Annotated in this window: 19 protein-coding genes; 11 read left to right on the forward strand and 8 right to left on the reverse strand. The window is 61.8% G+C overall.

Going from position 1 to position 25,459, the window contains the following annotated elements:
• Positions 1 to 7 precede the first annotated feature (7 nt).
• From nirB to JJT62_RS12605, 4 genes are all read right to left on the reverse strand, one after another.
• Entirely contained in the window at positions 8 to 2,488 is a 2,481-nt protein-coding gene (gene nirB, locus JJT62_RS12590) for a nitrite reductase large subunit NirB (RefSeq protein ID WP_202073122.1), read from the reverse strand.
• Between the two features lie 363 nt (positions 2,489 to 2,851).
• Entirely contained in the window at positions 2,852 to 4,015 is a 1,164-nt protein-coding gene (locus JJT62_RS12595) for a CmpA/NrtA family ABC transporter substrate-binding protein (RefSeq protein ID WP_202073322.1), read from the reverse strand.
• Positions 4,012 to 4,584 (reverse strand): ANTAR domain-containing protein, encoded by a 573-nt coding sequence (locus tag JJT62_RS12600; protein ID WP_202073123.1) that lies wholly within the window; start codon positions 4,582 to 4,584, stop codon positions 4,012 to 4,014. Before JJT62_RS12600 ends, JJT62_RS12595 begins: the two co-directional genes overlap by 4 nt.
• 111 nt (positions 4,585 to 4,695) lie before the next feature.
• A complete protein-coding gene (locus JJT62_RS12605) occupies positions 4,696 to 5,802 on the reverse strand; it encodes an alpha-amylase (protein ID WP_202073124.1) in 1,107 nt (368 codons plus the stop codon).
• A gap of 583 nt (positions 5,803 to 6,385) precedes the next feature.
• On the opposite strand from JJT62_RS12605, the gene JJT62_RS12610 reads away from it, so the two are divergent.
• On the forward strand, positions 6,386 to 7,780 hold the full coding sequence (locus JJT62_RS12610; RefSeq protein WP_202073125.1) for a cytochrome B6: 1,395 nt from the start codon (positions 6,386 to 6,388) through the stop codon (positions 7,778 to 7,780).
• A gap of 131 nt (positions 7,781 to 7,911) precedes the next feature.
• Entirely contained in the window at positions 7,912 to 8,421 is a 510-nt protein-coding gene (locus tag JJT62_RS12615; protein ID WP_202073126.1) for a DUF4142 domain-containing protein, read from the forward strand.
• Positions 8,422 to 8,437: 16 nt separating this feature from the next.
• Here JJT62_RS12615 and JJT62_RS12620 read toward each other — a convergent pair whose 3' ends face one another.
• Positions 8,438 to 8,893 carry an MgtC/SapB family protein gene (locus JJT62_RS12620; protein WP_202073127.1) on the reverse strand — a complete coding sequence of 152 codons (456 nt, stop codon included), beginning with the start codon at positions 8,891 to 8,893 and terminating at the stop codon, positions 8,438 to 8,440.
• A gap of 22 nt (positions 8,894 to 8,915) precedes the next feature.
• Positions 8,916 to 10,472, reverse strand: coding sequence for a SulP family inorganic anion transporter (locus JJT62_RS12625; RefSeq protein ID WP_202073128.1), 1,557 nt, complete (start codon positions 10,470 to 10,472; stop codon positions 8,916 to 8,918).
• Positions 10,473 to 10,617: 145 nt separating this feature from the next.
• On the opposite strand from JJT62_RS12625, the gene JJT62_RS12630 reads away from it, so the two are divergent.
• The 4 genes from JJT62_RS12630 to JJT62_RS12645 all read left to right on the forward strand — a co-directional run bounded on the left by JJT62_RS12630 (position 10,618) and on the right by JJT62_RS12645 (position 14,295).
• Complete coding sequence (locus tag JJT62_RS12630) at positions 10,618 to 11,277, forward strand: carbonic anhydrase (RefSeq protein WP_202073129.1); 660 nt, start codon at positions 10,618 to 10,620, stop codon at positions 11,275 to 11,277.
• Between the two features lie 61 nt (positions 11,278 to 11,338).
• Positions 11,339 to 11,992: a hypothetical protein gene (locus JJT62_RS19170; protein ID WP_246744866.1), complete on the forward strand. Its 654-nt coding sequence runs from the start codon at positions 11,339 to 11,341 to the stop codon at positions 11,990 to 11,992.
• Positions 11,993 to 12,232: 240 nt separating this feature from the next.
• Complete coding sequence (locus JJT62_RS12640; RefSeq protein ID WP_202073131.1) at positions 12,233 to 13,084, forward strand: tryptophan 2,3-dioxygenase; 852 nt, start codon at positions 12,233 to 12,235, stop codon at positions 13,082 to 13,084.
• The gene (locus JJT62_RS12645; protein ID WP_202073132.1) at positions 13,084 to 14,295 is read left to right on the forward strand and encodes an aminotransferase class V-fold PLP-dependent enzyme; all 1,212 of its coding nucleotides are present in this window, start codon (positions 13,084 to 13,086) and stop codon (positions 14,293 to 14,295) included. The genes JJT62_RS12640 and JJT62_RS12645 overlap by 1 nt, the downstream gene beginning before the upstream one ends.
• Before the next feature lie 27 nt (positions 14,296 to 14,322).
• Here JJT62_RS12645 and JJT62_RS12650 read toward each other — a convergent pair whose 3' ends face one another.
• Both JJT62_RS12650 and JJT62_RS12655 read right to left on the reverse strand, forming a co-directional pair.
• Positions 14,323 to 14,841 carry an RES family NAD+ phosphorylase gene (locus tag JJT62_RS12650; RefSeq protein WP_202073133.1) on the reverse strand — a complete coding sequence of 173 codons (519 nt, stop codon included), beginning with the start codon at positions 14,839 to 14,841 and terminating at the stop codon, positions 14,323 to 14,325.
• Entirely contained in the window at positions 14,838 to 15,173 is a 336-nt protein-coding gene (locus JJT62_RS12655; RefSeq protein WP_202073323.1) for an antitoxin Xre/MbcA/ParS toxin-binding domain-containing protein, read from the reverse strand. Before JJT62_RS12655 ends, JJT62_RS12650 begins: the two co-directional genes overlap by 4 nt.
• Before the next feature lie 757 nt (positions 15,174 to 15,930).
• On the opposite strand from JJT62_RS12655, the gene JJT62_RS12660 reads away from it, so the two are divergent.
• The 5 genes from JJT62_RS12660 (at position 15,931) to JJT62_RS12680 (ending at position 25,358) form a co-directional block, all read left to right on the forward strand.
• Entirely contained in the window at positions 15,931 to 19,476 is a 3,546-nt protein-coding gene (locus tag JJT62_RS12660; RefSeq protein WP_202073134.1) for a FecR domain-containing protein, read from the forward strand.
• Positions 19,476 to 21,347, forward strand: a complete 1,872-nt coding sequence (locus JJT62_RS12665; protein WP_202073135.1) for a CHASE2 domain-containing protein — start codon at positions 19,476 to 19,478, stop codon at positions 21,345 to 21,347. The genes JJT62_RS12660 and JJT62_RS12665 overlap by 1 nt, the downstream gene beginning before the upstream one ends.
• A gap of 210 nt (positions 21,348 to 21,557) precedes the next feature.
• Complete coding sequence (locus JJT62_RS12670) at positions 21,558 to 22,709, forward strand: Rieske 2Fe-2S domain-containing protein (protein WP_202073136.1); 1,152 nt, start codon at positions 21,558 to 21,560, stop codon at positions 22,707 to 22,709.
• Positions 22,710 to 22,739: 30 nt separating this feature from the next.
• Positions 22,740 to 23,063 (forward strand): SCP2 sterol-binding domain-containing protein, encoded by a 324-nt coding sequence (locus tag JJT62_RS12675; RefSeq protein WP_202073137.1) that lies wholly within the window; start codon positions 22,740 to 22,742, stop codon positions 23,061 to 23,063.
• Between the two features lie 138 nt (positions 23,064 to 23,201).
• The gene (locus tag JJT62_RS12680; protein ID WP_202073138.1) at positions 23,202 to 25,358 is read left to right on the forward strand and encodes an AMP-binding protein; all 2,157 of its coding nucleotides are present in this window, start codon (positions 23,202 to 23,204) and stop codon (positions 25,356 to 25,358) included.
• Positions 25,359 to 25,459 lie beyond the last annotated feature (101 nt).

Below are 25,459 nucleotides of genomic sequence, written 5' to 3' on the forward strand. Positions count from 1 at the left end.
CGCGTCCTCACTCCGCCGCAAGTTGCGCAATGGGCGCAACGATCGCCAAGGGTGCGAATTCCTGCGCGTTGAAGCCCGCCGCGCGTTCCGCCCAAGGATCCTTGCGCACGGCGCGCTGTGAGACGAGGAAGCGTTCATAAAGCGCTTTGCGCGCTACATGATCTTCCATGATTATATGACGCACGCGCTCCAGGCCGGTTTTCTCGACCCATTTGTAAAGCCGGTCGAGATAGGCGGCCTCTTCTCGATAGAGCTGCAAGATCGCGGCGACATATTCGAGCGTTTCCTCTTCGGTCTCGACATGCCCAAGAAGGTCCGTTGCGCGCACATGCAGCCCGGCTGCGCCAGCAACGTGGAGGTCGTAACCCGAATCCACGCAGATGACGCCAATGTCCTTCACCGTCGCCTCGGCGCAATTGCGCGGACAGCCAGATACGGCGAGTTTTACTTTGGCGGGCGTCCAGGAGCCGCACAACAGCCGCTCGAGCTTAACGCCGAGTCCCGTGGAATCCTGCGTGCCGAACCGGCACCATTCCTTGCCGACGCAGGTCTTCACCGTACGCAATCCCTTGGCGTAAGCATGGCCCGAGACGAGCCCGGCGCGATTGAGTTCCGCCCACACGGCAGGCAAATCTTCTTTTTTGACCCCGAGCAAATCGATACGTTGTCCGCCTGTGACTTTGACGGTCGGGATACTGAAGCGATCCGCAACATCTGCGATGGCGCGCAATTCATTCGGAGTCGTCAGCCCACCCCACATGCGCGGGACGACAGAGAAGGTGCCATCCTTTTGGATGTTTGCGTGCACGCGCTCATTGACGAAGCGCGATTGTGCATCATCGCGGTAAGCCAGCGGGAATGCGCAAAGCAGATAGTAATTCAACGCTGGTCGGCAGGAAGGGCAACCGCAGGAGGTCTTCCAGCCGAGTTCTTGCATAACAGCCGGCAGAGAGGTGAGGCTTCTGGAGACAATAAAGCCGCGCACTTCCTCGTGCGTGAGGTCCGTGCACTTGCACATGGCCTTACGCGTCGCGCCTTTGTATGTGTCTCCAAGCGCGCCGACGATCAACGCTTCCACTTTGGATGTGCATTGACCGCAGGAGGCGGACGCCTTCGTCTGCGCCCGCACCTCGTCGAGAGACGTCAGGCCTTGTTCCGTGATCGCCGAAACGATCGCCGCCTTACATACGCCGTTGCAGCCGCAGATCTCCGCATCATCCGGCAACGCTGCAACGGCCGCCGTAGGGTCCAGGGGAGGGCCTCCCTGATACGCCTGCCCGAAGATGAGCGTATCGCGCATCGCGGCGATGTCCGTCTCTTTTTTCAGGAGGTCGAATAACCACGGTCCGTCTTCGGTCTCGCCGTAAAGCACTGCGCCCTTGACGCGATTATCCCGAAGCACGATGCGCTTGTAGACGCCGCGCGATGGATCGCGCAAAACGATCTCGTCATCGTCGTCTCCCGGCGTAAAATCGCCGGCGGAGAAAAGATCGATGCCCGAAACTTTCAGTTTCGTGGAAACGACCGAACCCTGGTAGCGCGCAGCGCTATCGCCGCACAGTTGCGCCGCCACGACTTTGGCCATTTCGAAAAGAGGCGCCACGAGGCCGTAGCATTGGCCGCGATGCTCGACGCATTCGCCGACTGCATAAATATCAGGATCGCTGGTGAGCATTTCGTCATCGACCCTGACGCCGCGCTCAACCACGAGACCTGCCTCTTTGGCGAGACGCGCATTGGGCCGAATCCCCACCGCCATCACGACCATGTCACAGCGAATGTCTCTGCCTCCGTCCAGCTTGACGGCTTCGACCTTCGAGCTGCCGAGGATCGCCTGAGTGTTCGTTCCGGTCAGAACCTCGATGCCGCGCTTCTCGATAGCTTTCTGCAACAGATAGCCCGCGGAGGGATCCAGTTGCCGCTCCATCAGCGTTGGCATCAAGTGAACGACGGTCACCGCCATGCCCTTTGACTTGAGCCCAGCCGCCGCCTCCAATCCCAACAACCCACCGCCGATGACAACGGCATGGCCGCCTTTTTCAGCCTGTCCCAGCATGGCGTCGACGTCGTCGAGGTCACGGAAGGTGACAACGCCGGGCAGATCGACGCCATGAACGGGGATGGCGATTGGCGCGGAACCCGTCGCGATGAGTAGTTTGTCGTAATGCTCGTTCCGGCCTGACGCCGTCGTCACGCGCTTTGCGTTTCGATCGATGGAGACGACCGTCTCGCCCTTATGCAGCGCAACCCCATGGCGGGCATACCAGCTCTCGCCATGAATAATGATGTCCTCGTAGGCCTTCTCACCGGCGAGAACCGGCGACAACATGATGCGGTTGTAATTGACGCGCGGCTCCGAGCCGTAAACGCTCACGTCGAATGCTCCCGATCGGCGCTCAAAAAGCTCTTCGAGCACGCGGCCGGCCGCCATTCCGTTGCCGACGACAACGAGCTTGGGTCTATTCGCTTGATGCGTGGTGACAGGCATATTCTCGACTTCTGTTGAGCGTCCTCGCGGTCCGTTCACACAGTCGATCGTCTTGTTTCTATGAAGCTTGGCAAGACGACCGCGTCGCCTTGGAATCTTTTGCAGGATTCCACGGCGGCGTCTGTGACCGAGCCCATCGTTGGGCGCGGTTCCGGCGGACCGGAGGTCGTCGTTGACCGAAAACTCTCTTGCAGGAAGCGGGCCAAATCCGCGCAACTTCCCCAATGCGAGTCCATCTCGCGAGAAATCGCCGGCTCCCCGACGAATGCGCCAACTTGCAAGCTTGTCGATTATTGTCTTTGGCGCTTACTTCAGGGGCGCCGCTAGCTCAAAACATAATTTGATTGCCTAGAGACTGGGCGCTCAAATTTTCGAGCCGATGTCAAAGCCGTTCAAATAAGAATCGAGATCACGCTCGTCGAGATCAGGCCCCGCAAAAGCGCCGACGACGTCGGGAAGCGATTGGGACGAGACCTCCCGAACGCCAATAGCAGCGTCATAAAGATCGGCGCGATAGACTGCTTTCGCAATCTCCACGAGCTCGGTAGAAAAGCGAGCTTGGCCCCAGCGGAGCATTTGCGCATAAATCCAAACGGCATGGCGAGGATCGGGCCGGCAGGCGTTATTTTTTCCAAATATGAGATAATCTTCACATGCGCGCGCGCCGCCCTCCGAGTCGAGGTTTATTCGCCCCGCGAGCGTGCCCCGGATCGCGGCGTGACCGACGCCAATGTAATCCGGACGCGCCAACACGCTTACGACGTCGTCGCGGTTCATCGGATCATCGACATACGTCGCCGCCCGAGAGATCGCGCGCGCCAAAGCGGCCGCGACGTCTGGATCATCCGCCGCAGCGGCCTCGCGCATGGCCAAGACCTTCTCCGGCGCGCGGGAGAAGATTTCGCAACCAAAGTGAAGAATGATTCCGACGTCGGCGTCGACGGCCAAGGAGCTCCAGGGTGCGCCAACACAGAAGCCGTCGATCTGCCCTCTCGTTAAGCTTTCGACCATATAGGGCGGCGGAAGCACGACTAGTCGTACGTCCTCGTCCGGGTCGATTCCGCCTTCGGCCAGCCAATAGCGAAGTTCATAGTTGTGCATCGAGAAGGGAAACGTCATCCCGAATGTCAGAGGCTCGTCGCCGTGCTCCGCGCGTTTTCGAACGATCTTCCCGAGCGCCCTGGCGCTTGCTGCGGGATCTGAAAGCCTGTCATCAGAAGCTTCTTGCAGCTCGAGAAATAGCTTGCGCGACAAAGTGATTGCGTTGCCGTTCATGGCGAGGCTGATGGGAGAGACGAGCGGCGCCTTTACATGTCCAAGGCCGAGGTTCGAAGCCACGGCCATTGGCGCAAGGAGATGAGCGGCGTCGAACAAGCCTATGGCCAATTTGTCACGAATATTGGACCATGACGCCTCCCGAACCAACTGGACGTCCAGACCTTCCTCTGCCGTAAATCCTTTGTCGACCGCTATGAGCAAAGTCGCCGCGTCGACGAGCGGGATGAAGCCAATCCGCACAATTTTCATTTCAGCAGCTCTCTCGCCATAATGATCGATCTGGCGATGTCGCCAATCTTCTTGTTTTCCCGCATCGCGGCGCTGCGCATCAGCCGATAAGCCTGGTCCTCGGAGATGTTCTTCGACTTCATCAATATGCCCTTCGCACGGTCGACGTCTTTCCGCTGCTCGAGGTCGTCTTTCGCACGCTCGAGCTCGCTTTGAAGCTTGGAAAAGGCGTTGAACCGCGAGACGCAAAGGTCGAGTATGGATTTGATGCGCTCTTTCTTCAATCCGTCGACGATATAGGCGGATACGCCCGCATCGACGGATCTTTGTATCGAAACGGCGTCGCTCTGGTCGACAAACATGGCGACGGGCCTGCGCACGGCGCGACTCACCTGAAACATCTGCTCCAGCGTGTCTCGAGACGGGTTTTCGAGGTCGATCAGAATCACATCCGGATCGATGGCGTAGATTCGCGCGAGAAGATTGTTCATCTCGCCTATCCGCTGGACCTGCCCAAGCCCCGCCTCTCGCAAGCCCTCTTCGAGGATGACTGCGCGGATCGGGTTTTCGTCGACGATAACGATTTTCACGGCCCTGTATCCGCAGGAATTGGGTTTGCGCCCATTTACATTAAGCGCGATGGCTGGAGAAGCGCCAGCAGGCGCCTTTGGCTTCGCCAGTTTCTGCTGCGGCGCGAGGCCCTAGATCTTGAAGCGCAGCGCCAGCCCCGCTTGCCACGCTTTCGATAGCTGAGGGCCGTTTAGATTCTGATAGACCGGCAGCCCGGCTTCGATTGCAAGAAGGACATTTTCATACCCCACCAATTTGCCGCTGATCGTCGCGCCGCCAAAGAGCTCCACGCGCTGGCCGCCATAGAAATTCGGATTCGCCGCCTGCGCCTTTCCAGCGATGTTCCAGTCGAAGCCTCGGATTGGGCCTTCGAGGCTGCCTGTCACGCGAAATGTCGTCGTCACGCCGGGGATCCAGCTATATCCGCCCCACCCGGTAAATTCGTGGAGATCGCCCCACCGATAGCCTTCCGGATTTGCGGCCAGCGGAAAACGCCCGCGATAAGACAGGCCCCAGGACCAATTATTCAGTTGGCCGGCGTAAACGACGCCGGGCATTGCGTCGAATGTCCCCGTCCCGATCTGCATTGCATAAAAGGCGCGCGTCGTTGCGTAGGTTCCGTTCGGTTGCAACAAGGTAAATGTGTTGTGGTTGCTCCCGGTCGGGAACGACATGCCGACATTGACCTGCACGCGATTGATGTGATCTTCATAAACGCGCCAGATCGCTGACGCCGTTGTATCCGATATGCTGTCGGTTCCCGTGTAGCTCATGCCGAGAGGCGTAATCCCGCTCAGTCCCTTGAAGGTGAGAAAACTGAGATTTTTTTCAGTCATGCCCGTCCCGACAACGATCGAGAGAACTTTCGTCACGCCATAGGCCAATTGGACGGTCTGAACCGCTTGAAGAGCGCTTTGCGGCACGCCGCGCAATTTTTGCCGCGGGTCGAAAAACCAAGGCGTCGTCGCGACAATCTCCTGCGAGGAGACAGGGCGCGCGCCTTCGAGCGACGTCGACCGTCCGAGGAACTGCGGGACGATCGACAAAATCAGCTTACCGGCTGGCGGCATGTCGGCGCCGAAGACCCCAAGCGGCGCCGGCGCCAAGGGTTGCGGCGGCAAGGGTTGCGGCGGCGGGGTCACCTCGCTTTTCGGCGCGCCATCCGCCCAGGCGCCAGACGCGGCGAGGCAGAGCATAAAAAGGGCGTTGCCGATTCTGCTCATCGTTCTCTTGCTCATATCTCCCCCTCGCTCCTTCAGCTCGACGCGCGCGAAAGAGCGGCTCGCTGAAAACAAAAAAACGCCGCTGCCCAGAACCGCCGCACGGTTGCGGCAAGTTCTGGAGCAGCGGCGTTGCTGCGTGACCCATCATTGGGAGCTGGCGCCAAAGTCGGCGCATCTGGCGTGGGAGAATGCAAAGGGCGAGCCAAATGAAGACAGGGACGCGTTATCCCATGGCGCTAACTGATTGCGGGGCACCGCTGATTTTGCCCAGTTTAAGGCTGAGTATTTTGGAGGCGGCCATGTCTGCAAACTAAGCAAGCAGCACGCCGGTCGCACTAATATGAGGCGGATTGAATAGTGCAGAACCTCTGTGCCCGCGGAGCGTAGGCCGAAGCGCGGCGCCGATTTCCTGCCCGAGGCGATGGCTTCACCGCCGAGCGGCGACGCTTCTAACAGCTCAGCTCGAGGACAGGATCCGAGGAAGGTCGCAGCTCTTCACGCGACCGACCAAGCGTCGCTGTCGGAACTCGATGAACTGGGAATTGTTGAGACATGTGCTGCGTTCGGAGGACGCAGGGGTTCGCTGCGGGAGGCCCACATGTTCCGTCACGCGCTTTCCTCGATTGCGCCGATCGCGTTTGTTGTAGCGACGTCCTGCGCGACGGCCGATCCGTTACCGCCCGACGCGACCTATCGGCCGTTGCCGACCCAGCCTTTCGACGCAGTGAGGGCCGAGGACGAAGCGCAAAAGCCGGGCGTTATGCAGCGGCAGCAATCGCTGATGCAGGAGCGCTACGACCTGTCGGACCGCGCTCAGCCGGGCGCGATGATGTCCGGCGGGCGCAAGCCGGTGCAGGGCGCCGTTCGCGTCAGATTGCCGCAAGGCGTCTCCTGGGACAGCCTCGCGTCGATGACCCCCGACGACATCCGCAAGAAAGGTTTATTGCCCGCGGGCTTCATGCCGCTTCCGCACGTCAAGCAGGCGACGGGCGGCCAGGTCATTCCAAAGCAACAGATCGACGAGATCAATCGGCAAGAGGGGCGCGACCTGAAGCGATTCGACGTGGATTTCGATTTGCCCGCGCATTTAACGCCGGAATTTCCCCCGCCGATTTTTCTGACCACCCACCCCGAACTCGGCGACGTATCTCGCGGACAGCTCCTGACCATCAAGAACCATTATTCCATGATGGTCGGGTTCCTGACGCCGGTGCAGCTCGAAGGATTGCGCCTCCTGCTGACGCCATTCCCGCAGGAGGAATTCAACCAAACGGAAGATCGCAAGGTCGCCGAGCAATCGCTCGGCATCAGTTGCCTCGATTGCCATTCGAATTTTCACACCAACGCCGCTTTTCACCTCACCCCCGACGTTCGACCCCAGGCTTCGCGCTTCCGCCTCGATACGGTCAGTCTTCGGGGCATGTTCAATCAGCAAATCCACGGGTCCAAGCGCTCGCTGCGGTCCGTGGAGGATTTCGCCGAATTCGAGCAGCGCACCGCCTATTTCAATGGCGATCATGTCAGCGCGCAGCGTAAGGGCGTCCACCTTCCCAACCGGCCGGATCAAGTCGCGATGATGGCGCAAATGCAGAACATCATCGATTTCCCGCCGGCTCCGAAACTCGACCCGACAGGCAGGCTCGATCCCGCAAAGGCGACGCAGCAGGAGCTTTCGGGCGAGAAACTCTTCCTCGGCAAAGGGCGTTGCGCCGAGTGTCACATCCCTCAGACGTCTTTCCTCGACAACAATATGCATGATCTGAAGCTCGAACGGTTCTACGAGATCGGGCAGACGATCAACGGGCTGGTGGCGCTGCCCGACGGGCCGATCAAGACCTTCACCTTGCGAGGGATAAAAGATACGCCGCCCTATCTGCACGACGGCCGTCTGTTGACGCTCGCCGATACGGTTGAATTCTTCAACCTCGTGTTGGGCGTGAAGCTCACGCAGGAAGAGAAGGACGCGCTCGTCGCCTATATGCTGACGCTGTAGCGATAGAGACGCGAGATTTCCGAAAGGGCCTCAGCATGCGCATATGCTATTTTCCGCTCATTCTCGTCGCTTTGGCTTGGCCGGCTCTCGCGCAAGCGCCAGACAGGCGGACAGGCGCAGGAAATCCCGCCTTGGCGCCGCCGCCCAGCGCGAAAGGAAGCGCAATAGCGACGCGCGAAGCCAGCACGTTCAACGACGCGGACAGGTTTTTCCTGCGCGCGGCGGCGGTGAACCGCATGGCCGGAGCTGAAGTCGCGCAGCTCGGCGGACAGAAACGCGCCGACGCCCCGGTCGCGCAATTCAGCGAGCGTATGACGAAAGATCACGCAGCGTTGGGCGAGCGGCTCGCCGCCATTGCGAGGGACGCCGGCGTGTCTGCGCCTGCAGCTCTCGACAAGGAGCGCGCCGCTCTGCTGGACGAGTTGCGGAGCGCGAGCGGTCCTGACTTCGACAGGCGCTTCTGGATGTATCAGCTCGCCGAACATCAAAAGGCTGCGCAGCTTTTGTCCTATGAGATCGGGTCCGGTCTGAACCCGGCGCTCAAGGGCCTCGCTTCAGAGGTCTTGCCGACCGTTATGCAGCATCTGCGTCAGATCCAGACATATGCGGCGGCGGTGGCGGTGGGAACGGGATCGCAATAGCGCTGAACAGGAAAAATCAGGTCCCGCCGTCTCGCTTGGAATGCGCGTCTTCCGACTCTTCTTCCACTTTGAAGGGCGTGATGAGCTTCAGCGTCACGAAGGTCAAGGTCGCGATGGCGATCGCAACGTCGTAGCTTCCAAGCGCGACGGCGACACCGACCGCGCCTGTCGCCCAAAGGCTTGCGGCCGTCGCCGTCCCATGAACCGAGGCGCCAGTCTTGAGGATCGCGCCGCCGCCGATGAAGCCGATGCCGGTGACGACTCCCTCGACGATGCGCGCAACCCCTTCGGGCGAATTCACGAGGATCGACTCCGCAGCCTGAATGAAACCACAAGACGCGATCGCCACGAGCGGGAAGGTTCTCAGCCCAGCGCTGCGGTCTTCCTTTTCCCGATCCCATCCGATCGGCAGGGCGAGGACATAGGCCGCGCCGAGCGCGGCGAGATGCGGAAGGATTTGGAAGCGGTCCACTGCTGCATTCCTTGCGTCGCGCTCAGGTCGCATTCGCCGGGCGCCAAGCCTTTTCTTCGAAGAGCCGGTGCACGACGTCCCAGTCGAGATGGAGGCGGCCGCCCGCCGCTTCGAAATTCTCGCCCCAGTCCATGAGCATCGTCAGGCAGGCGTGGTCGATATAAGTGAGTCCGCTCAGATGAATATGCGCGTCATATCCTGCCGGAATCTTCTCGAAAACGCCGGCGAACCTCGGCAGACGGATGAAGGTCGCGGCGCCGTCGAGAAACACATGAGCGACGCCTGAAGCTTCGTCCTTTTCGACTCGAATGTCGAGATGAGAGAAAGTGTAGACGAGCCTCGCCAGCGATACGCCGATGCCGAGCAATATGCCTGTCAGAAGATCGAATCCAACCACGCCCGCGAAAGTGACGCCGAAGACGAGCGCCTCGATGCGATCCTGTCTCCAGAGATCCGTAGCGAAGTCCACCTTCACGAGCTTCACGCCGGTGTAAACGAGAATGGCGGCGAGGGCGGCGATTGGAATCATGCCGAGCAGTTGCGGCAGCAGCAGCACGAAAAGCAGCATCCAGGCCCCATGGAGGAACGCCGAAAGGCGCGTACGCCCGCCCGCCATGATGTTGGCGGAGGTGCGCACGATAACGCCGGTCAGCGGCAAGACGTTCAAGAGGCCGCACAGAATATTGCCTGTCCCCTGCGCGACGAGCTCACGGCTGTAACGCGTGCGCTCGGCATGGCGCTGGAGTGAATCTGCCGCCGTAGCGGTGAGCAGCGATTCGGCGCTGGCGACGAAGGCGAGCGACAGACCGGCGAGCCAGACGCCAATGTCGCGCAAGGCGTCGAGATCGGCGAGGCTCGGCGCACGCGCCGCGTCGAGCAGGCTCTCCGGCACGGGCACGCGCCTCATGTCGAGATCGAATATGGCCGCAGCCGCGGTGGCGGCGACGACGCCGAGCAGCGCCGCCGGCACGAGCCTCAGCGCTTTCGGCGCGAGAACAGACCATAAGGCGACGATCGTGATCGTCAGAAGGCCGATAATCGCGGCGGGTCGATGCTCAGCTACGGTAATTCCTTTGAACACCGCTTCGGGGATGAACCACAGATTGATCACGCCGCCGAACTCCTGGCCCGTGCCCGGCGGCGCGTCGTCGACCATGACGTGAAATTGCGAGGCGAAAATCAGCACGCCGATGCCCGCGAGCATCCCCTGAATGAGCGCCGGGGACACGGCGCGAAACACGGGACCTAGCCGGAGAAGCCCGGCAAGAACCTGGATCGATCCGCCGATCGCAACAATGATCCCGAGCGCTTCGAAGCCGAATTTCTGAATGAATGCGGCGACCATAACGGTCAAGCCCGCTGCGGGGCCGCTCACTTGCAAGGGGCTGCCGGACAGCGGTCCAACAACCAGGCCGCCGACGATCGCCGTCACGAGACCCACCGGCGCAGCCTTTTCCATGGGCACGCCGGAGGCAATTGCGATGCCCATTGAAAGCGGCAGCGCCACCAGAAAGACGACGATGGAGGCGAAAAGGTCGTGTCCGAATGTTCGCGCAAGCGGCGCCTTCAGTGACTCCATCGGCGTCTTCTCCTCGCATGTTTCTGAGGAGAAATAATGGGAGCGCCTCATTCTACCAGCCCAGCGGCGCCGAAAGCGCGGGCCGCTTGCTTGAATTCACTCCGGAGGCCGTCATCTTTTTAGGAGGCCCGGTAAGGAGAAGGCGATGCAGCGGCTTGTCGAGGGTCTCCATCATTTCCAGAGTGAAATCTTTGGCTCGCAGCGCGCGCTGTTCGAGCGCCTGGCGCTTGGCCAGAGGCCCGAAACAATGTTCATCACCTGTGCGGATTCGCGCATCGATCCCAATCTTCTCACCCAGACAGCGCCAGGCGAGCTCTTTATCATGCGCAACGCCGGCAATTTCGTGCCGCCCTATAATCCTCACAGCGGCGAGGCGGCGACGATCGAGTTCGCAGTAGCGGCGATCGGCGTGCGAGACATCGTCGTCTGCGGCCATTCCCATTGCGGCGCCGTGGAGGCGATCCTCGATCCGCCGCCGCCTGCGCGATTCCCCGCGCTCACGAACTGGCTCGCCAACGCCGAGTCGACTCGGCGGATCCTGCGGGACAAATATCCAGAAGCCGATCCGACGCGCCTGCTCAACGTCGCCGTTCAGGAAAACGTGCTGATGCAGCTCGAGAATCTGCGCACACATCCGGTCGTCGCCTCCGGCCTTGCGCAGGGTAATCTCAATCTGCACGGCTGGGTCTACAAGATCGAGACGGGCGAGGTCTTCGGCTACGATCCGCAAGCCCGTCAGTTCGGGCCGCTCACCTTGCACCGAGACGGGGAGGGCGCCGCGCCGCCCGCCGCGCGCAGCGTCTAGCGCGCTTTCCGCCCGCATGGAATCATCGGCAGACAAGGGCAGGGGAGAGAGGATCGTTAGAATGAAGGCGGGTCTTCTCGCGGCTGTCCTTTTCGCTCTCTGGGCGTCTCCGGCGTTCGCCGTCGAGAAAAGGCATCATTATGGTCACTTGCCGATCCATGTGCGTGGGACGCTGCAGGGCTGGCAGACGCATGAAGATGTTTTCTACGCTCGCGCGGGTCAGCGCATTCTGATCAAAACCCATTCGGCGCGCATGAAATGGCTCGTCATTTCCGTGACGCCGCTTTCCACCAATACGCCGATCTTCAAATCGGGCGAGACCCAAGGCGCCAGCCAGGAAGTCACAGCGCCCGCCTTTGTCTCGGCGAGCTCCGCGCGAGCCTCAAGAATACGCAGCCGTTGGCCCGGCAATGCGCAGCGCGTCGACGACCGTGCCGCCAACAAGGTGCTCTTCGATAATCTTATCGAGGTTCTCTGGAGTGCATCGCCCGTACCAGACGCCCTCTGGATAGACGACCGCAACAGGCCCGCTAGAACAAATTCGGAGGCAGTCCGCTTTGGTGCGCTGGACGCCGCCAGCCTCGCTCAGGCCGAGCTCCTTCAGCCTTTTCTTGAGATGGTCCCAGGATCGGGCGGCCAGTTCGTCGCTGCAACAGGCCTGCTGGCTGCATTTCACGCAGAGGAAAATGTGACGGCGCGTCGCGTCGAGACCTAATTTGGCGGCTTTTTTTCTTGCTTCGGCGAACATGCTTGGCTTTCGGCTGTTATGGCGATCGAGGCGCCTTCTCGGTTTTGCATATGCAATCGACCAACCTCGGAGTGGCTATTACATATGCCCTCATGAGCGCAATAGCCCCTTGTCTAGCGCGCTTCCGCTCGCATGGAGTCATGCGAGCGATTAGGCCTGGCGCCCCAGGTCCCGACGCTTTGAGGCAGTCACTGCTGAGCCATGAAGATGACAGAGACACAGCCGGTCCGTCCACTCGAAGACCAGATCGATCGCGACCTTGCTGGGCGTATGACCTATGCGGATTATTTGAAGCTCGACACCTTATTGAGCGCTCAGCGCCCGCTCAGCGCCGAGCACGACGAAATGCTGTTCATAATCCAGCATCAGGTGGCGGAGCTATGGTTCAAGCTCATCTTGCATGAGCTGCGCGCCGCCCGCAGCGCCATCATGCGCGACACGCTCGACCCCTGCGAGAAAATTCTTTCTCGCGTGAAGTGCATCGAGCGGCAGCTCTTCGATCAATGGTCGGTGCTCGAAACGCTGACGCCAAGCGATTACGCCAAATTCCGTCCCATGCTCGGGCCGGCGTCGGGCCTGCAATCTTACCAGTATCGCGCCGTCGAATTCATTCTTGGCAATAAGCAGAAGGATGTTCTCCAGCTTTTTGCGCATGACCCAAAAATCTGCGAGGAGCTTCGCCGAGAGCTCGAAAGCCCGAGCCTTTACGACGAATTTCAGCGCTATCTGGCGCGACATGGCCACGCGGTGCCTCAATCCTGTCTTAGCCGGGACTGGAGCGCGCCCTATGTGCGCAATCCGGCCCTCGTGCCGGTGTTCGAGAGCATCTATGCGGAGCCTTCCGCCCATTGGCCGGTCTACGCCTTGTGCGAAAAGCTTATCGACATAGACGAGCTGTTCCAGCTCTGGCGCTTCCGGCACGTCAAAACAGTGGAACGCATCATCGGCTTCAAGAAAGGAACCGGAGGCTCGTCAGGCGTCGCCTTCTTGCGGCGGATCGTCGACTATGTCTTCTTCCCCGAACTGCTCGATGTTCGCACACGGATCGGATCGGCGTGATGGATGACATCACGACTGCCGTGGCCGCTCTCGGGCCGGGACCTCTACAGGACGCATCGCTGCGGCGCTGCGTCGATCCGCTATTTTCCCGTGTGCTCGGAACGAATCCGGGCACAATTTGTCTCGCGAACCATTCTCTCGGGCGTCCGCTCGACAGGATGCAGGCGGACCTCGAGCGCTATACGGCTGCCTGGTATGACAATCTCGACGGCGCCTGGGAAGAATGGCTCGCAGAGGTAGGCGCTTTTCGGGCCAATGTGGGCGCTTTGATCAATGCGCCGGAATCGGGATGCATTGTTCCGAAAACGAGCGCCGGCCAGGGGCTGCGGGCGGTGCTGAACTGTTTCGACAGGCCGATCCGCGTGCTGACGACGCGCAGCGAATTCGATTCGATTGACTTCGTGCTCAAAAGCTTCGCCGGGCGCGGACGCGTCGAACTGCAATGGATCGCGCCGCACGCGAACCGGCTGTACCGGGAAGTGGACGTCATCGACGCGCTGGGGCAAAAGCCCGATCTCGTCGTTTTTTCTCTCGTTTTTTACGACACCGGGCAGTGGTTGCAGGATGCGGGGGCGATCGTGCATGCGGCGCGAGAGCAGGGGGCTTGCGTTCTCGTCGACCTCTACCACGCCGCCGGCGCTCTGCCGGTCGATGTTCAAAGCCTCGACATCGATTTCGCTATCGGCGGTTCCTACAAATATTTGCGCGGCGGGCCGGGCGCCGCTTGGCTCTATGCGCATCCGCGACGGCTCGCGACGATGCGCACCTTGGACACGGGCTGGTTCGCGCGCCCAGAGCCTTTCAACTTCACCCGGGCGGAGGAAGCGCGCGTAGCGGCCGGCGGCGACGGCTGGCTCGAGTCCACACCGGCCATCGCGCCCTTTTATCAGGCGCGCGCCGGTCTCGAATTCACACGCGCGATCGGCGTGGAGCGGCTGCGCGCCCATTCGCTCGCGCACTGCGCACGGCTCCAAGACCTGCTTGCCGCAAATGGGGTCGAGACTCTACATCCCGGCGCGCCGCGCGGCGCCTTCCTCGCGATCCGCACGCCGCAAGCCAGAGACTGCGTGCGCAGGCTCGAGGAGGCGGGCGTCGTCTGCGATGCGCGCGGCGACGTTTTGCGGGTCTGTCCGGATGTTCTGACCAAGCCTCAGGAAATCGAAGACGCGGCGCGGCTTATCAGCCTCGCGCTTTCAGCCGGCTCGAAATGACGCTGGTCTAAGAATGGCGTCTTCGGATCATTTCCAGGAGAGCTGATCTTTTGGCAGGCGGCCGCTTGGATCGTAGACAGAAACTTTGTGAGGGAGATGCTCGCCCCATTTCCACAAAACAAGGTTTTGGTCAGTCTCGCTGGCTCCCGGCGCGAAGCTCGGGACGAGGATGCCCACAGCGCCGGCATTCATGAGCCGCTGAGCGACTCGCCAAGAAGCCGGCTCCCGCCCCTGCGAAATGTCAGAGAACCAGGCGCAGGCCATATCGTCCAGAGAGACGCCAGCGGTTTTGCGATGATCTTCGGTTCGAAGATCGACAACATCTTCGCAGTCGATGTCGTATGAGCAGAGCACGCAGGGTTCGATCTTGTGCGCGAAGCCTTGGTTGATCTCCTTGACGGCTGTCATGATCGTGAGCGCGAGATAGAGCGCCGGCGCGCCTTTCGGGTTGAAGCGCGCCCCGCGTATCGCGGCGCCTGCCCCCGAGAGCGGAGCAAAAGACCAACGCGGATCATGCGCCCTGTAGCAGGTCGCCTGAAATCTCAAGCAAAGCCGCCTTGCGCGATATGATCGAGGTAATCGCGTAGCGCGCCGGCTTGCCCGTCCTTCACCAGGGACTCTGCCGTGCGCCCGCCGAAAGCGGCGATCGGCTGGGCGCGATACCAGGCCATCGCCTGCTCCTTGCCGCCTGCCCAATCCGAGACGCGCGACACGATCTCGAGCATTTCCTTGAGACGGGACTGGGTCTTGGGCGCCTCCAACCGGGCGAGCTTGTAGAACGCCTCGCGGCTCAAACCGACGGTTTCAGCGATTTGTCCCTTTGACATGCCGAATGTCGTCGCGACTTTATCCACGGTGACCAAGCCCCGGTGATTCATAAGGTCCGCAACCAAGGGCGCGGGCTCCAGCCCGGCTGGAAAATCGGCCGCGGCCTTTGCCCGTGATTTGCGGCGGACGGACGCTGTTGTCTTGGTTGTTGTTGCGCGGGATTTGGGAGTGACCATTGGAAGCTATTTTGCCTGATTTAGAGGGCGTATTATAGGGCATAAAGAGGTCGACGCAATTGGGTCACAGGGTTTTTCGGCTAGGCGAAGTTAATCGCGCCAAGAGGACAAGCTGAGCAGTAAAGGCGAGACGCTCGATCCCTGGGCCAACTAGTTTCGCCAAATCGCCGTTGCAGCGCCCCTCTGCCGCAAAAGGTACCCACAGATTTTTTCGCCTGCCGAGACGCCCGACGGTCCATGTGGCTCATCGATGATTTGCTGTGCTTATAGCCGCCCGTTAGTCAGCCCGACAATTAATCCCGCTGATACATGCAATATCCGCCCGAATTTCTGGAAAAATACCTCCTGGATTCTGTCTCGGCTTTCCCCTTTAAGCTATAGCGTGAGCGGAACTGGGCGTTTCGATCTCGCCTGGAGCGTGGCAAGATATCGCGCTAAGGCATAACCGTGTGCGGCTTCCGGATTAAAAGGCTTTTCGCATAAGGGGGGTCTATTGCGTCGGTTTTTCTGCTTGTCGATTGTCTTAGGCGTTTTGTGGAGCCAGGTTGCTTACGCCCAGGAACCGTTCCCCCGACCGCCGCCGCGCGCCGGCGTGATCGTGTCCGCCAAGGGCGGCGAAGAGTTGCGGATCATGCGCGAAGGACATTGGCGTCCCGCCGTGGTTACGCAGGATGTCCTCGGCGGCGACACGCTGAAGACCGGCGAGCTCGGCGCTTTGGGAATCACCTTTGCCGACCAGACGACAATTCGTCTCGGCCGCCAGTCGACCCTCGTCGTCAACGCCATCGCGTCGAGCCCGGAACAAGGAACGACCGAACTCACGCTTCCGGGGGGCGCGGTTTGGGCCCGGGCCTCCCGCGGGGGCTCCGGCGTCAAGGTCAACACGCCGGCCGCAGCCGCGGCCATCCGCGGCACCGACTGGTCGCTCAACGTCCAGGGCGACCGCACGGCGCTCGTCGTCATGGAAGGGGAGATCGAACTCTCCAATCCGCAGGGATCGGTGATAGTGCGCCAGGGGGAGGCGGCGAGCGCACGCATCGGCGAGAAGCCCACGAAGACGGTCCTCGTACGCTCCGACGACCGCGAGCAGATGTTGTTCTATGTGGAGCTGCGCGATTTGTTCCGTCAGCTTTTGGCGTCGCCGCTGCAAGGCAGTCGGCGTCAGGCCGAGCTGGCCCGTCTAACCGCCATCCCCCCCGCCTCGAGAACGGCGGAGGACTGGCTGCGCATAGCTGAAACCGGCGTCAACATCGACCGACGCGAAACGCTTCAACACGCAATCGCGGAAGCACACCAGCGCTTGCAAGGTCGAGAGGGCGGCGGCTCGGTCGGCGCTCTGCGAGCAAGGCTCGATCTTGTCGAGGCGATCGTCGCCGGCTCGGAGAAGCGCTACGCCGAAGCCGCGACGCTTTTCGCACGCGCGGCGCGCTCCCTGAGCGGGCCGCGCCGGGAGGAGGCCGAGTGCGGATATTTCGCGGCGGCGACGCTGGCGAATCCCAAGAAGCTGCTGCCCTGGCCCAAAGCCGGCGACGCCAATCAAAGCTTCTGCGCAGCCTATGTCACCGCGTTCGGCAAAACCATCGGCGAGGCTCAGACGATCCTCGATCTGGCGACGAAGACGCATCCGCGCGACCTCAGAACGGTTCTTTTGTCATCCGAGATTGCCGTGCTTATGGATCGGCGCAGCGCGCTGCGCGCGATGGTCGAGCAACTGCGCGCGATCGACCCGACAAGCGCAGAGGCGCTGTACGCCTCAGGCTCGCTCAAAGGATTGATCGATAACGACCTAGATGGCGCGGTTCGCGACCTGACCGAAGCCGCCCGTCTCGCGCCGGGTTCGAGCAGCGTCTGGAATGCGCTCGGGCTGGCGGAATATGCGCGCGACGCGAACCTCGAGGCCGAGGCCGCCTATCGTCGGGGGATCGCGGAAGATCCCTATAACCCGGTCCCCTACGCGAATCTCGCGACCGTGCTGCTGGATCAGAGCCGCGTGCGGGAGGCGGGGCAATTGATCGACAGGGCGCTCGAACTCGACCCGTCCCTCGACGCAGCCTACACGGCGAAAGGCCGCTATTACCTGCAGACCGGCGATATGACCAAGGCGCTGGAATATGTGCTGGCGGGAAGCGCGGCCAATCCCGCTTCGGCGCAAGCGCTCTTGATGACCGCCATCGTCCAATACCAGTCTGGAGACCTCCAGGTCGCCGCCCAGGCCTTCGACAACGCCGACCGCCTGGACAAGAACGATCCCGTCACCTCTATCGCGCGCACCGCGATCGCCATCGACCAGCGTGACGCGGACGCGGCGATTCTCAACGCCCGCGAGGCCGTGCGCCGCTATCGTAACCGGGGCGGGTTTTTCTCCGCCCTGGCCGCCACCCGCACAGGAGGAAGCTATCTGGGCGATGCCTATCGGCTCCTGGGACTCGACGAGTGGGCGCGCTTCTACACCGATCGCGTCGCCGATCCTTTCACGGCGGTCAGTTACTTCGATTATTCGGCCGTCCGCCGAACACGGCCTTTCTTCACTTTATCCACGCTCGATGAGCTCAATGGCGCTGAGCACGCCGACGTTGCCGGGAATTTCGTTATCCAGGGACTTCTACTCGACCCTTTGGCGGTTTCTAGCCGGCTTGGGCGTATCGATTTGCTGAGACGCCCGTTTCTCGACGTGGAGATCGGCGGGTCGTGGATCAACCGGGGCGGATCAGGCGGCTGGTGGAGCGAGGCGTCGGCGCAGGCGTTCGCCAACGACCCGCTTCCGACCGCCGTCTCTATCAACGCCTCGCAGACTCGCGCAATGGATCGCGCCGACCGTTATCCGGGAGGCGAGAAAACCCAGAACGCGAGCATCTTTGTCGGCATGGCCCCGAACGCCGCAGACCGGTTTCTGTTCTGGAGCGCCGCGAGCGCCGTCGAGCCGGACCTGATCTCGCCGGCGATCACTCTCGCGGATGAAGATCGGCGCAAAATTCGCGCGGGCCAAGCTGGCGCGGGCTACAGCCACACCTTCGGCTATCGAGACGTGCTGAACATGGCGGTCGTCGGAACGCGCACCGAGCTTCGAGACCGCCGCTTTGCTATCTCCGCCCTGCTCGACCCGTTTTTCAACCTATTTCCGATGACTCTCGAGACGCAAGTGAGACGCAGGGTCGAAACCGATACGCTGACAGCCGCCGCGAGCCACTTGTTCGGCGTGGGCGACCTTACGTTGCGTAGCGGCGTTGAAATGCAGACTGGCCGCTCGCGCGCCGCCGAGAACGATTTCCTGAGGCTGACCATTCCTGCCTTCGACACTCAGGCGACCCAATTGGTGAACAATGCGGCCAGCGTCAATTTCACCGCCGGCCGGCTCTATTCGTTCGCCACCTGGCAGCCGATCGACAATTTTCAGGCGGAGGCTGGCCTCGAAGCCGTCCGACTGGATACGAGCAACACATCGGTCGAAACAAGGGTCAATCCACGCGTTGGCGTTGGCTTCGCGCCCATTGACGGCCAGTGGTTGCGGGCGGCCTGGCGACGCGACACGGAACTGCCGAGCAGCTTCTCGCTGGCGCCGGTCGCGACGCTTGGTCTCGTCCCGAACAGTATCCCGCTCCTGCTCGCCGGGCGCAAAGAGACGGCGGCGCTCCGTTACGACGCCGAATGGACATCACAGATTTTTACTTCGGTGGAATACCAGCGCCAGCGCGCCTCTGGGCTTAGGGTAGGGGTTCCCGACACGCTCGAGACCTTCGACCTCGCCAAAGCGCGCCTCGATACTCTGAGCGCGAGCGCCAACCTCTGGCTCACACATGGCGTCGGCGTGTTCGGCGCAGTCGGTCTCGCCCGCTCGCGGACAACCGACGTCAACGGCGACGCCGTGGACGTACCTTACATCCCCAAGCGCTTCGGGCGGGCTGGTCTGACCTTCGTTCACCCGAGCCGCCTTCGTTTCAGCGTCGTCCAGAACTACATTGGCCGACGCTTCGACGCGCCGGGAGGAGTCGAGCTCAAGCCGTTGTGGACCACCGATCTGAGCGCGAGCTTCGAAACGCAGGACCGCCGTTTCCTCTTCGGCTTCTCGGTGCTCAACCTGTTCGACAGGCGATATGATCAATGGGCGGCGCGCGCTCAGAGCGAGGCTGTTGCCGGTGAACGGCGCACCCTCGCCGCAAGCGTGAGGGTCCGCTTCTGATGCTCGGCGGAGCGCGTCTGTCGGGGGCCCGCGCGCGCATGGGCGACATGCTGTCGCGCGTCATGAACGCATGGGCCCGCGCGCATCCATCGCGCCGTGGATTGCTGCTGGCCATTTTCATCGCCGTTCTCCTCTCGGCGCTGCATGCGCGCGCCGACCTGCAGTTCGCCGAGGCGCGGGCGTACGACCTGCTTTCGACTCTCTGGCCGGCGAGGCCGCCGGCGCCAGGCGCAGTCATTGTCGCGATCGACGAACCCTCCTTCGCCGAGGTCGGAGCGCGCTGGCCTTGGCCGCGCGCGCTCCATGCGCGCCTCGTGAAAGAGCTACGCGCGGCGGGCGCCCGCGTCGTGGCGCTCGACGTGCTCTTCGCGGAGCCGGCCGATCCGGAGGACGATGTGGTGTTGGCGCAGGCGCTCGGCGCGGACAATGTGCTTGCCGCCGTTCAAGACGTCATCCACATGGATCAGGGCACGCAGGTCTCTCGCGTGAACCCTCTTTCGATGCTGCTGGCTGGCGGCGCCAGATCCGGCGACACTTCTGTGAACCTCGACGGGGACGGCGTGATGCGGCGGGCGCCGCCCATCGAGGAAAGCTTCATCGAAGCCGTCCTGAGAGCGCGCGGCGAGACGGCGAAGAAAAGCCCACCCGGCGCTTTGCTACAGTTCTTCGGCGGCGCCAGAACTTATCCGACCGTCTCCTATTATCAGGCGCTCGATCCGAAACGCTTCCTCCCCGCCGGGTTTTTCAAAGACCGCACGGTGCTCGTTGGCCTCAGCCTGAAGGCGGCGCCCGCGACGGACAGCAGCGCGACGGACGCGTTCCAGACGCCCTTCACGATCCATGACGCCACGATGACCGCGGGCATCGAGCTGCACGCGACAATTCTCGACAATCTGAGTTACCGCCTGTGGACGACGCCGGTGAGCCAGAGCGTGTTGAGTCTCGCTGTGTTTTTCTCGGCGTGGATCGGCGCAGGCTTTCGCACGGGGCAGACGGCCCTTCGTCAGGCGGCCGAGCCAGCTCTGATGGTTATCGCTGTGATCATTGGAAGCTATCTGCTGCTCCGCTATGGGCGCTTATGGCTTGCCCCGGTCGCTCCGGCCCTGGCCGTCGTGGGCGCTTACGGGGCGCGCGTGGGTTTCGACTATGCGCGCGAGCGGCGTCTGCGCGCGCAGATCTCCAACGCCTTCGCGCGCTACGTCGCGCCGGCGCTCGTCGAAGAGTTGATGAAAGACCCGAAAGCGCTCCAGCTCGGCGGCGAGCGGCGAGAGATCACCGTTTTGTTTTGCGACGTGCGCGGTTTCACAGGCCTGTCCGAGCGTCTCAAAGATGATCCGATCAAGCTCATGACGATCATCAACCGACTGCTGGACGCGCTCTCCGCCGAAGTGCTAGCGACGCGCGGCACCATCGACAAATACATGGGCGATTGCGTGATGGCGTTCTGGAACGCCCCGGTCCCTGTCGCTGACCACCCCCACGCCGCCGTCGCCACAGCCGTTCGGATGGGAGAGACGGTCGCACGCCTCAATACGCAGCTTGCGGACGAAGACCCGACCCATGTGCCCCTCGCCGTCGGGGTAGGAGTCGCCACGGGGGTATGCGTGGTGGGCAACATCGGGTCGCGCTGGCGCTACGACTACTCTGTGCTTGGCGACACAGTGAATCTGGCCTCGCGACTAGAGGGCCTGACGAAAGAGTTCGGCGTCGGCGTCATCGTCGGACCGGAAACCGCGGAGAGGGTCTCGGATCGATATGATGTGCAGAAGCTCGCGCATATCGCCGTGAGAGGCAGAAGTGAAAAGCTTCCCGTTTTCGCCGTCTCGGAAAGGCGCGAAACATCTGCGACGATATTAGAGCAGACACCCTGAAACGCCATGACGCAGAGTCGCGCTTCAGCGCCAGCGCCACGCTCTGCGAGTCATATTAGCTAGAGTCTCTGTCGAACCCGAATGGTTCTTCGAGGCGGAGTCCCGCCAGCGCGTCTCATGTGCATTAGCACACAGGTTAACGCCCGAGGGAAGGCCTAACTGGCTCCGCTAGTTGATCGCGCAACTGCGTCACAACTCGAGGATGCTGAAATGAGTAGTTTGACAGACGTTGATTTCGAGCACACTGGACCCGGGTGCTCTGCTGGCGTGCTTCTGAGGCGCTTTTGGCAACCCGTATTTGTTTCCGAAGAACTCAAAGTCGCGCATCCCGTGCCGGTGAAAATCCTGGGTGAGGAGCTCACGCTTTATCGCGGCGAAGATAATGTCGCGCACATCGTCGAGGGGCGCTGTCCGCATAGAGGGCTCGTGCTCTCGGTCGGCAAAGTCGAGGGCGACAGCATTCGTTGCCGCTATCACGGCTGGCAGTTCGACGCTTCCGGCCAGTGCGTCGAGCAGCCCTTCGAGCCGAAGTGTTTCTCGTCGAAAGTGCGTTTGCGCAGCTATCCGGTCGAGGAATATTTTGGTTTGATCTGGGCCTATCTGGGTCCCGATCCTGCGCCGCCGCTGCCGCGCTGGCCCGGGTTGGAGCGCTACGGCTATTTCCATGTCGTGGAACAGCGCAAATGGAATTATTTTCACGACCTGGAGAACACGGTCGACGACGTTCACCAGCGTTGGGTCCATGCCGAGGGCATCTATCAGGACGCGGGCAACGCGGGTGAAATCCCGGCCTCCGCAGCGCGCGCGACCGATTATGGTCTGATGCAATATACGTCATTCCCGAGCGGCTACCTGCGCAAGCTGGCGCTGTTCATGCCCAACATGCTGTATTTCAATTCGGGCGCCGGGGTGTTGCGGGGATTCAAGAGCTTCCTTTGGAACGTCCCGATCGATGACGTCAGCCACAAGATGTTTTTCATCTTCATCGCAACACATCTGTCCCCCGAGGAGGGACGCAACGTCGCCGACGGCGTGCGCGCTGGCCTGCGATACGTGGAAACGCTGCCCTCGGTCGAGAATGTCGTCGATTCCGTGTTGTCCGGGCGGATACGCTGGGAAGACGTCGACTCTCGTCCCGATCTCGTGCTCATCGAAGATGGCATTGTTCTCAAGGGACAGGGCGTCATCCCCGACCGTTCGAAGAACCGCCTGGGAAGCTCCGATGCGGCGATCATCCTGCTGAGAAAGCTCTATGCGCGCGAGATTGCCCGCATCGAGAGAGGGGAGCCGCCCGCCGTGTTTTCCGTACCCGACGAGCGCATCCTGTCGCAGATCGACGAATTTCAACCCGAGCCGGAGTAAGCGGACATTCGAGATACGAGGAGGCCTCTCATGGTTACTGTCAAAGAAATATTGGAAAGAGCCAATGCAATCGTTTTTTCGAACAAGGAACAGGCGAGCGCGGCCAATGTCCGGTACAAATTTGTGCTCAATGGCGACGCCGTCTGCACATTCGTGCTCGATCTGACGGAGGCGCCCGGCGTTTTTGAAGGCGACGGAGCGGCCGACTGTACCTTCCGCATGGGCGCCGCCGATTTTATCCGGCTGGCCGATGGCGAGGTCGACAGTCGCGAATTGTTTTTCTCCGGCAAGCTGAAAGTCGACGGCGACATGGGGCTGGCGCTCAAACTCAAGAAGCTGATGGCGCCGGCTTAAAGTCCCACGCCGGGCAAGCGTTTCGTGGTCGTCGGAAACGACGACCCGAGCGCGGCAAAGCAAAAATCAACGAAGCACGCTCTCGCCGTGACAGCCGGCGAGGCGAACGAACGATCGCGCCATTTTGGGATACAGCAAATGATTAGCTCAATTAACCCGACAAATCACAAAGATCTGGTGACGGACCGTCTGCGGCGCCATGTTGCGGCCAATCCCAGCCGGCTGGCCCTGGCCTTCCTCGACGACGATCTCGAAGTCCGCGACTCCTGGACCTACGCGGAACTCGACCGCCGAGCGCGATCGATGGCCGCCTTTCTTCAGGAACGTGGCGCCGAGGGGGCCAGAGTGATTCTGGCCTATCCGACTTGCCTCGACTTCCTCGCTGCATTTTATGGTTGCCTCTACGCCGGGGCTGTGGCCGTGCCAGCGGCCCTGCCGCTCGCGCATGGCAAGGATAGGCGGCTCGAGCTCATCGCGGTCGACAGCGGCGCGAAGCTCGTCCTCACGATCGACAAATACGCCGACATGATCGAGCGTCGTTTCGTAGAGGCAGGCGACTCCGCCTCCGTGTCGGTGGTGGCGACGGACAGACTTCCGGATCGAAGCGACGCATTCCGGGAGATCGCCCGCGGCGCGGGAGACCTGGCGTTTCTTCAATATACGTCCGGCTCCACGCGCGCGCCTGCCGGCGTGATGATAAGTCACGGCAATTTGGCAAGCAATCTGCGGGCGCTGCAAGACGGGCTCGGATCGTCGCCCGACTCCGTCGGCGTTAGCTGGCTGCCGCTGTTCCACGATATGGGGCTCGTGGCGGGGGCGCTCGAGCCCACCTGGGCCGGAGGCTCGGTTTATTTGATGGCCTCAGCGAGCTTCGTTCAGAATCCAATGCGGTGGATGCGCGCATTTACGCGTTTTCGCGGCACCATGGGCGGCGGCCCCAACTTTGGCTATCAAGCATGCGTCGACGCCGCACGCACGCAGGGCGTCGACGGACTCGACCTCTCGTCGTGGGATCTGGCGTGGAACGGCGCCGAGCCCGTGCGCGCATCTACGGTGGCCGACTTCATCGCCACATTCGCTCCCGCGGGCTTCCGGCCGGAACGCCTCTCGCCGGCTTTCGGCCTTGCCGAGGCTACTCTTCTTGTTTCGGGCAAGCGCGACCTTGTTCCGCCGATCGTGCGCACGGTCGACGAGACGGCCTTGCGCAAAGGCAGCGTGATCCTGTGTGACGAAAAGACTCCGCAGGCAAAGCGTCTGGTCAGCTCCGGCGTGCCCGCGCTCGATACAGAGATTCGGATTGTGAACCCGGAAACGCTGGCCGACGTCCAGGCGTCGACCGTGGGCGAAATTTGGCTGCGCGGCGGCAGCATCGGCCAGGGCTACTGGGGCAAGCCGGCGGAATCGGTCGCTGTCTTCGGCGCCCGCACCGCCGCAGGCGAGGGTCCATTCCTGCGCACGGGCGACCTTGGTTTCATACACGAAGGCGAACTCTACGTAACCGGCCGGCGTAAGGACGTCATCATCATTCGGGGCGTCAATCATTACCCGCAGGACATCGAGCTGACGGTGGAATCCAGCCACCCCGCGCTTCGCGCGGGGGCCTGCGCGGTATTTGGCGTGGAGGACGGCGACGCCGTGCATGTCGTTGCGGTGCAGGAATTGAGCCGCGGCGCTTGGCGCAGCGTGGATCCTGCCGAGGTTTTCGACGCAGTCCGGCGTAACGTGGCGCGCGAACATCAATTGGCGCTCGACCGCGTCGTGCTGCTCCGGCCTTTCGGCTTGCCGATGACCTCCAGCGGCAAAGTTCAGCGCGCGCAATGTCGCGCCGCCTTGGAGGATGGCGCCTTGTCCGTGGTGCACGAGTGGCGCTCGACCTTGCAGGTCCCGGTCATGGACTTGACCGGCGAGCCCCTCACCCAGCCGGGCGTGCTGGAGCGGCGGTTGGCGGAATGGCTAGAGCGTGAATGCGGCGTGGAAGGCGTCACCTGGAAAACGCCGCTCATGGAGCTCGGAATCGATTCTCTCAAAGGCGTCATGTTGAGCAACGCTTTGTCAGCCGCGTTCAAACATTCGTTCCCCGTGACGCTGATGATCGAATACCCGACGGTCGAAGCGCTCGCGAGGCTTATCCGCGAAGAGGCGCTCGGCGTCGGCTCCGAGAAGCGCATCGTTCCGCCGCCGATGGCGTGGGAGGAGTCGACGATCAAACAGGAGATCGACCTTCTAGACGAAGCAGCCCTCGACGCTTTGCTGGAAGACAGCATAGACGCGGCGCTGAAGATCGATCGACGATAGCGACGCCGTTATAAAAAACTCCCCGCTCACGATCGAACCGCGCGCGAACGCGTCCACGATCGAAGCGGGGCTTTCAACAGATCTTGCTCAGCGGCGCGCAG

This window comes from Methylocystis sp. Sn-Cys (assembly GCF_016745395.1).
GTDB classification, from domain to species: domain Bacteria; phylum Pseudomonadota; class Alphaproteobacteria; order Rhizobiales; family Beijerinckiaceae; genus Methylocystis; species Methylocystis iwaonis.